This window comes from Deltaproteobacteria bacterium (assembly GCA_028818775.1).
GTDB lineage: Bacteria > Desulfobacterota > Binatia > UBA9968 > JAJDTQ01 > JAJDTQ01.
On sequence record JAPPNE010000188.1, the window covers coordinates 1 to 5,736 of the forward strand.

The 5,736-nt window shown below is 64.9% G+C and carries 3 protein-coding genes; 1 reads left to right on the forward strand and 2 read right to left on the reverse strand.

All coding sequences use genetic code 11. The features are described 5' to 3' along the window. Positions 1 to 1,758: 1,758 nt before the first annotated feature. Positions 1,759 to 2,652, forward strand: coding sequence for a hypothetical protein (locus tag OXU42_19145; GenBank protein ID MDE0031502.1), 894 nt, complete (start codon positions 1,759 to 1,761; stop codon positions 2,650 to 2,652). 99 nt (positions 2,653 to 2,751) lie between these two features. Here OXU42_19145 and OXU42_19150 read toward each other — a convergent pair whose 3' ends face one another. Together OXU42_19150 and OXU42_19155 are read right to left on the reverse strand one after the other, a co-directional pair. Then, the gene (locus OXU42_19150; protein MDE0031503.1) at positions 2,752 to 3,105 is read right to left on the reverse strand and encodes a hypothetical protein; all 354 of its coding nucleotides are present in this window, start codon (positions 3,103 to 3,105) and stop codon (positions 2,752 to 2,754) included. 80 nt (positions 3,106 to 3,185) lie between these two features. Beyond that, positions 3,186 to 5,690 carry an AAA family ATPase gene (locus OXU42_19155; GenBank protein MDE0031504.1) on the reverse strand — a complete coding sequence of 835 codons (2,505 nt, stop codon included), beginning with the start codon at positions 5,688 to 5,690 and terminating at the stop codon, positions 3,186 to 3,188. Positions 5,691 to 5,736 lie beyond the last annotated feature (46 nt).

Sequence of the window (5,736 nt, forward strand, 5' to 3'; positions counted from 1 at the left end):
CGCCGAGGACCCGCTTCGCGCCTCCCCTGCGCCACTCGGCGACGTGGGCCTCCCCCGCCTTGGGGCCGGTCCGTCCTTCAACCCATTGCCTCGCGGAAACCTCGCCACGTCCCTACACCCTCTCGGCTCGCCGCCTCCGGCGGCATCGCTCCACTCATGCCGTCCGCCTCGCTGCGCTCGTCGTGAGCACACCCGGTTCCGCTTTCACCTCGTCGGCGCGCGCTTCGCCCGTCGCTGGCTTCCGCACTTCGCCGTGCACCGGTGTCTGCGCCACTGCGGGCGCCACTGCCCAAGCCTCCGGCGCTGCACTTCGCACCTCCGCCATCGGCTCTGTCAGCACCGTCAGCACTCCACGCATCACCCCGTCCGGCCCCGGTGCTGCCGATGACGACGACGATCGTCGACGCGCCGACCTCGTCCGCGCGTCAGTCTTCAACTCCTTGCCTCGCGACAACGTGCCGACATCCGCTCGGCTCGTCGCCTCCGGCGACATCGCCCCGCTCACGCCGTCCGCCTCGCTGCGCTCGTCTTCGGCATCGCTCCTCCGCGTTCGCGTCACCCGGTGAAGCCTTCGCCTTCACCGGCTTCTGCACTTCGCCATCCTGTACTGTCCATTCCAGTGTCACCGCCTCTGCAAGAGCCTCCGGCAGCGTGCTTCGCACGACTGCCTTCATCACCTCCCGCACTGTCCGCCACTCAATCGCCGTGGCGGCTCCCTCCTGCGTGCCTCACCCGCGTCGATTCCCCTTCGCTCATACCTCGGGTTTGTCGTTCCTGACCGCGTGCCGCGGCTTTGGTTTTCACACCGGACGCAGCTCGCTGCTCCGGTAGTCCAGACGCGCGCCTGTCATACACCATTCGGCGTTTCAATGACATGCCCCGTCAGGCTCTTGCCGGACCCGAGTGTATGCTCCGGAGAACCGCGGCTATCGTGGTGAAAAGGTTGACATTTTTCTGCACGCGGTTCTCCAGGGAACCGTCCAAGTTCCTTGGAGAACCGCCAGATTGCTCGCAGAGATGCTCTCGCAAACCATGGCCACCAGTTTGACACCGTCGCCATGGACCTCGGTTCGAGACTCCATTCCCGTCCCCCGGGCGCCGCCGAAAGGGCAGTCTTCCATGACAGACGGCTGACTCTTGACGCGGCGGCTTACAACCCTGAACGAGCAACTGGTGACCTTCGATAAGCGGTTGGCAACGCTGGGCACAACAGTTGTCAGGCTTGAAAACAGCAGGGAAGGTTGCTTCGGGAATCCAGCGTTATGGGTCACCCCGCCAATAGAAGTCTCGAAAAGCACGTGAGTCCTACCAGAAGAAGGCGACCCCGGTGCTGTAAATGATCAAGAGCACCGAGTAAGTCATGCATTCGGCCGGCCTGCATTCGGACCCCTACGTACACTGGTACGCTTACGGGCCAATGGTTGTTGCAATCGGTCTTGCCCTGTCGCAAAGAGTTATAATGGACTTTGATCGCCCCGTTGCTGTGCATTCCTGTCAAGCATTGTCCGTAATTTCCCTCAATCGGGTTTGCCATGATCGACCACAATGTCGATCCGGCACGGGAGAGTTCCGCCGCCTCCGCGCGTGCGTCTTCCCTGAAACCTGAGCTCTCGGTGGAGACACGAGTTATTTCCAACCGTCCGACTTCCGGTAACCGAATACGTAACGTCGAGCGTCACGATGACCATCAGGCTTGCCTATCTCATTGAGCGCGTCCCGCAATCGGTAGAGCAACGTGTACGCAGCACGAGAGACCGGATGCGCCCGATCCTGCAGGAGGCGCTAAGGGCAGAATGCCGACTTCTGTTTCGAACGGCAGAAGAGTCCGAAGCGAGACATCCGGGAGCCCAAGTCCCCGTACAGATAGATCCCGCGTATCCAGTCTCGCTCCAGGGAATCACGTTTCCTGACGAAATCGAAACCGTCATGCTTCTTGCCCGCTACAGGGCGGCCCTTGAAGCGACCCGCGACGGCACGTCAAGGCTACTGAGGTTGAGGGAAGAGCTGTCCGAGAGACCGGACCCGGATCGATGGATGTCTGCGGATGCTTCCGATCTCCAGGCAGTTTTCTATTGGGCACAGGCCCTGTTGACGGCGCTCGACCAGCAAGACCCCCTTGGGACCGTGTTTTCCGTTGACGAAGACATCCTCGGTGTCTACGAGTACGACGCGTCCGGTCCGTCGTACGACGACCGTGTGGTCAACCGGGCGACGATCCGGCTGTACTGGGCTGTCATCGGACTCGTATCGGAGTGGCTCGGCTGCAAGGTTGAGGACTTAACCATCGTCGTCCTCGCTCACGAGCTTTCGCACGCGTATACGCAACTGGGCGCCGACATCGAAGGCCGAAGATGGTCCGCCGTCAAGTTTGCAAGGCTGGAAGCGGCGGTCGCGGAGGGACTGGCCCAGTACTACACCGACCGGGTGTTGCGGCGGCTCGCATCCCGGTATCCCGAAGCGCTCTCCGCGCACGAGAAGATGCTTCCGCACCAACCTGACATCTACAGGACTCACCAGAACTGGCTGGAGGATTTCACCCCGGAAGCCATCCGGCGAGCCATGCTGGAGATGCGCAGATGGAACGAAAGGACGCTTGGAGACCTCGAGCGCAGGCTGATCGAGGCACGGAACAACCTTGAACCCGGGCACTAGAATGGTGGTCCGTGTTCCCGAACCGCATTCGCGTGCCGCCAGTCTGCACACCAACGCCCTCGTCTGGATTCAACAACAGGGACCGGTGCCCCGCGGCGATCAGTCCGAAGCGCCGTTGAGAAGCTCGTCCTGCAACCCGCGGGCCGCGGCGATCATCTCTTCCAACTCTTCCTGCTCGCCCGCGTCGAGCATCTCGTTACGCAGTCTCGTCGCCAGAATATAGGTGGCGCGGAACGTCCTCTCGATGAGCGGGGCTAGCCTTGCCGCGGAATTGCCCTCGTCCGCGACCGCAGTGAGCGCGGCGAACCGGACGAACTCCGGGGCCGTGAAACCGCGCGCCTCGGCAAAGACCGCGATGCGCTCCCATTCGTGTTCGAGAAACCGGATCGAGTGAGGCCACCGTTTGGCTTCCGCGCCCGTCGTCCCGTGATCGTCGGATAGGCTCCTGTTCAACTCCTGCCTCCTTTACATCGCCGTCGCAGGCCCGCTCCGGCGACTTCCATACGCATCCCGGAGATGTGTAACCCGCTGCGTCACAATTCCATGTCCATCTCGATCCGCTTCTCGCGCGCCGGCGGTTCAGGCTCCGCTGGCTTGCCGGCCGGGAGCCCGGACTCGATGCTCTTGTCCGGGTCGGACGGCGCATCTGTCTCCCGGTCCAACCGCTCCCGGTCGAGCGACGCCTCGCGGCCGATCTCGCGCCGGGCGGTTTCGCCGATCCCTTCGAGGGCCGAGATGCGCTCCCCCGTCACCGCCCCAAGCCGTTCTCTGAGCGCAGCGGCATCGTCGGTGACCAGCTCCGCCCTGTCCCGCGCCCGTGAGATCTCCACATAGAAGGACTTGGCCGTGGTCAGGTGAGGATGGTTCGCCTCCATCGCGGCGATCACGTTGTCCACCGTGCGCCCCTGAAACGCGTGCACGGTCGATGCCCATGCGTGATCGAGATGGCGAAGCTGCGGGTCATGGCCGTCGAGCTCGAGGCGGCGCCCGTCCTCGAGGCGGAAGGAAACCCGCCCGTTTCCGACTCCTGAAACCTCGGCCGTGGCGCTGTTCACGAGCCCGAGACCCGCATGGTTGCGCGTCCAGCGGATGCGGTCGCCAGCGCGAAGGTCGATGGGTTCGGTCCGATAGACCTCGGTCCCGCCCCTCCGTCCACCGATCTGCGACGGCTTCCAGGCGACGGTCGCCCCTTCCGGGCCTTCGAGATTGACGATCCGCCTTCGGTGATCGACGCCCGCAACCCGCCGTTCATCGCCCTTGTCGATCCCCAGGCGTTTGTACGGGCGGTGGAAGGCCACCACGTCGCCGGGAGCGTAGTTGGATGCAAGCGCCTTCTCCGCGTTGGTGTAGCCCTTCGAGACCAGCCGTTGCGCATGCAGGGCGGGACCCGCGATCCGTTTCTCGCGGACCAGGCGCTCGCGGATATGGGCGTTGATCCCCTCGCGCAGTTCGTGGCTCGGGGCCATCACCCCGGTGCGCTCGCGTTCCTCCGGGGAGAGTCTGAGCCAGCGGGCGGCGACCGCGCCCGCTAGGTTGTCGGGGTTTACCTCGGCCACGTTGGAGCCGAGCTTCTCGAACGCCTTGCCGATCTCGCCCTTGAGGCTAGCCTCCACGGCGGCTTTCAGGCCGGGTTCGCGCTGGCGCATGATCTCGTCCATCACGGCGGTTTTCATGCCCGCCTGCTGGAGTTGCGCGAAGGGTTTTCCGGCATCCACGGCATCGAGCTGCTTCGCGTCGCCGACCAGCACCAGCTTGGGAATGCGCAGTTCGCTCGCGATTCTCAACAGATCCCTTGCCTGGACGGTGGAAGCCAGCGAGCCCTCGTCCACTACCAGCACCGTTCTGGCGAACGCCGCGCGCATCTCCCTCGCACCCCTCTTCGTCAACCGGCCCTCGGCGACTCCGGCGTTTCGCGCGAGGAACCGTTGCAGGGTTTCGCTCTCGATGCCGGACTCACGGGCCAGCGTCTGCACCGCCGAAGCGGAAGGCGCGAGCCCCACCATGCGCCAGCCCTTCCTCTCCGCGAGCGCCCTGGTGCGGTGGAGCATCCGGGTCTTGCCGGTCCCGGCGTAGCCCTGCACCCCGACCGTGCGGTCCTTCTCCGACAGGATCAGCCGCACCGCCTGTTTCTGCCCGGCCGTAAGCGGCCCCCTGCGAAGACTGCGGTCGACCATCCAGCCCCGCATCGGCGCCTTGCCCCGGCCCGCGCCGCTCCGCATCAGCGCGATCGTCTCCCGTTCCCCGGCCACCGCGTGATCGGTGGTGAGACCGCCGCATTCCAGCGCCGGAGCATCGTGCAGGCGACCCTCGCGCTTGAGTTCGTCAACTGCCCGCTCGATGGCCCCGACCGACGCCGCGCCCGGACTGTAGGCGAGGGCGGCGCCGAGCAGATCCGTGTTCGAGAACACGGCGTCGCGTTCCGCCAGATGAACCAGCGCCCAGACCGCCGCCTCGCGCGCGGGGTCCGTCCGCGTGGCATGCTCGAACAGGTCCGCCTGCCGCGGCGCCGCGTCCTTGCCGGTTTCCCTTGCCCAGTCGCGTTCCTGCCCAGCCCCGTCCAGACTCCGTTCCATCGCCACGGCAACCAGGGACCTAGCGTCGAAACCCAGTTCGGCGGCGTGTTTCGCCCAGGTCCCGCGCAGCACGTCCTTGTCCACCTCGCGCTTGTGGGCCCGCGTCATCAGCGCCGCGCGCCGAGCGAGGTGCTGGTTCCCGGCCGTGCCGCCGAGGCCTCGGCCCTCCATCGCCGCCTCGATCTCGGCGCGCCGGGTCGAGAACGCCTCGACGGTGTCTCGGGACACCCCCGCGATCTCGAACCGCCCGTCGGAATGGGTCTTCTCGATGGAGTAGCCGAGCTTCGCCAACTCCCTGGCGAGTTCGCCCCGGTACATGGCGCCGAGCAGCATCTTCGAGGCGTAAAGACTCTCGTTCGCCATGGTGCGCCACTTCCCGTCAGCGCCCTGCACCATGTTGGCAATCACCGAGTGGGTGTGCAGCGCCGGATCGAGGTTCCTCGACGTGTCGTGCCTGAATATCACGCTAAAAAAATTATGCCATAAAAATCAATAATTTAAATGGATATCA

Bases quoted from the DNA above. Each gene is read 5' to 3' on its own strand.
- OXU42_19145 (MDE0031502.1), top strand. From the start codon at position 1,759: ATGCGCCCGATCCTGCAGGAGGCGCTAAGGGCAGAATGCCGACTTCTG.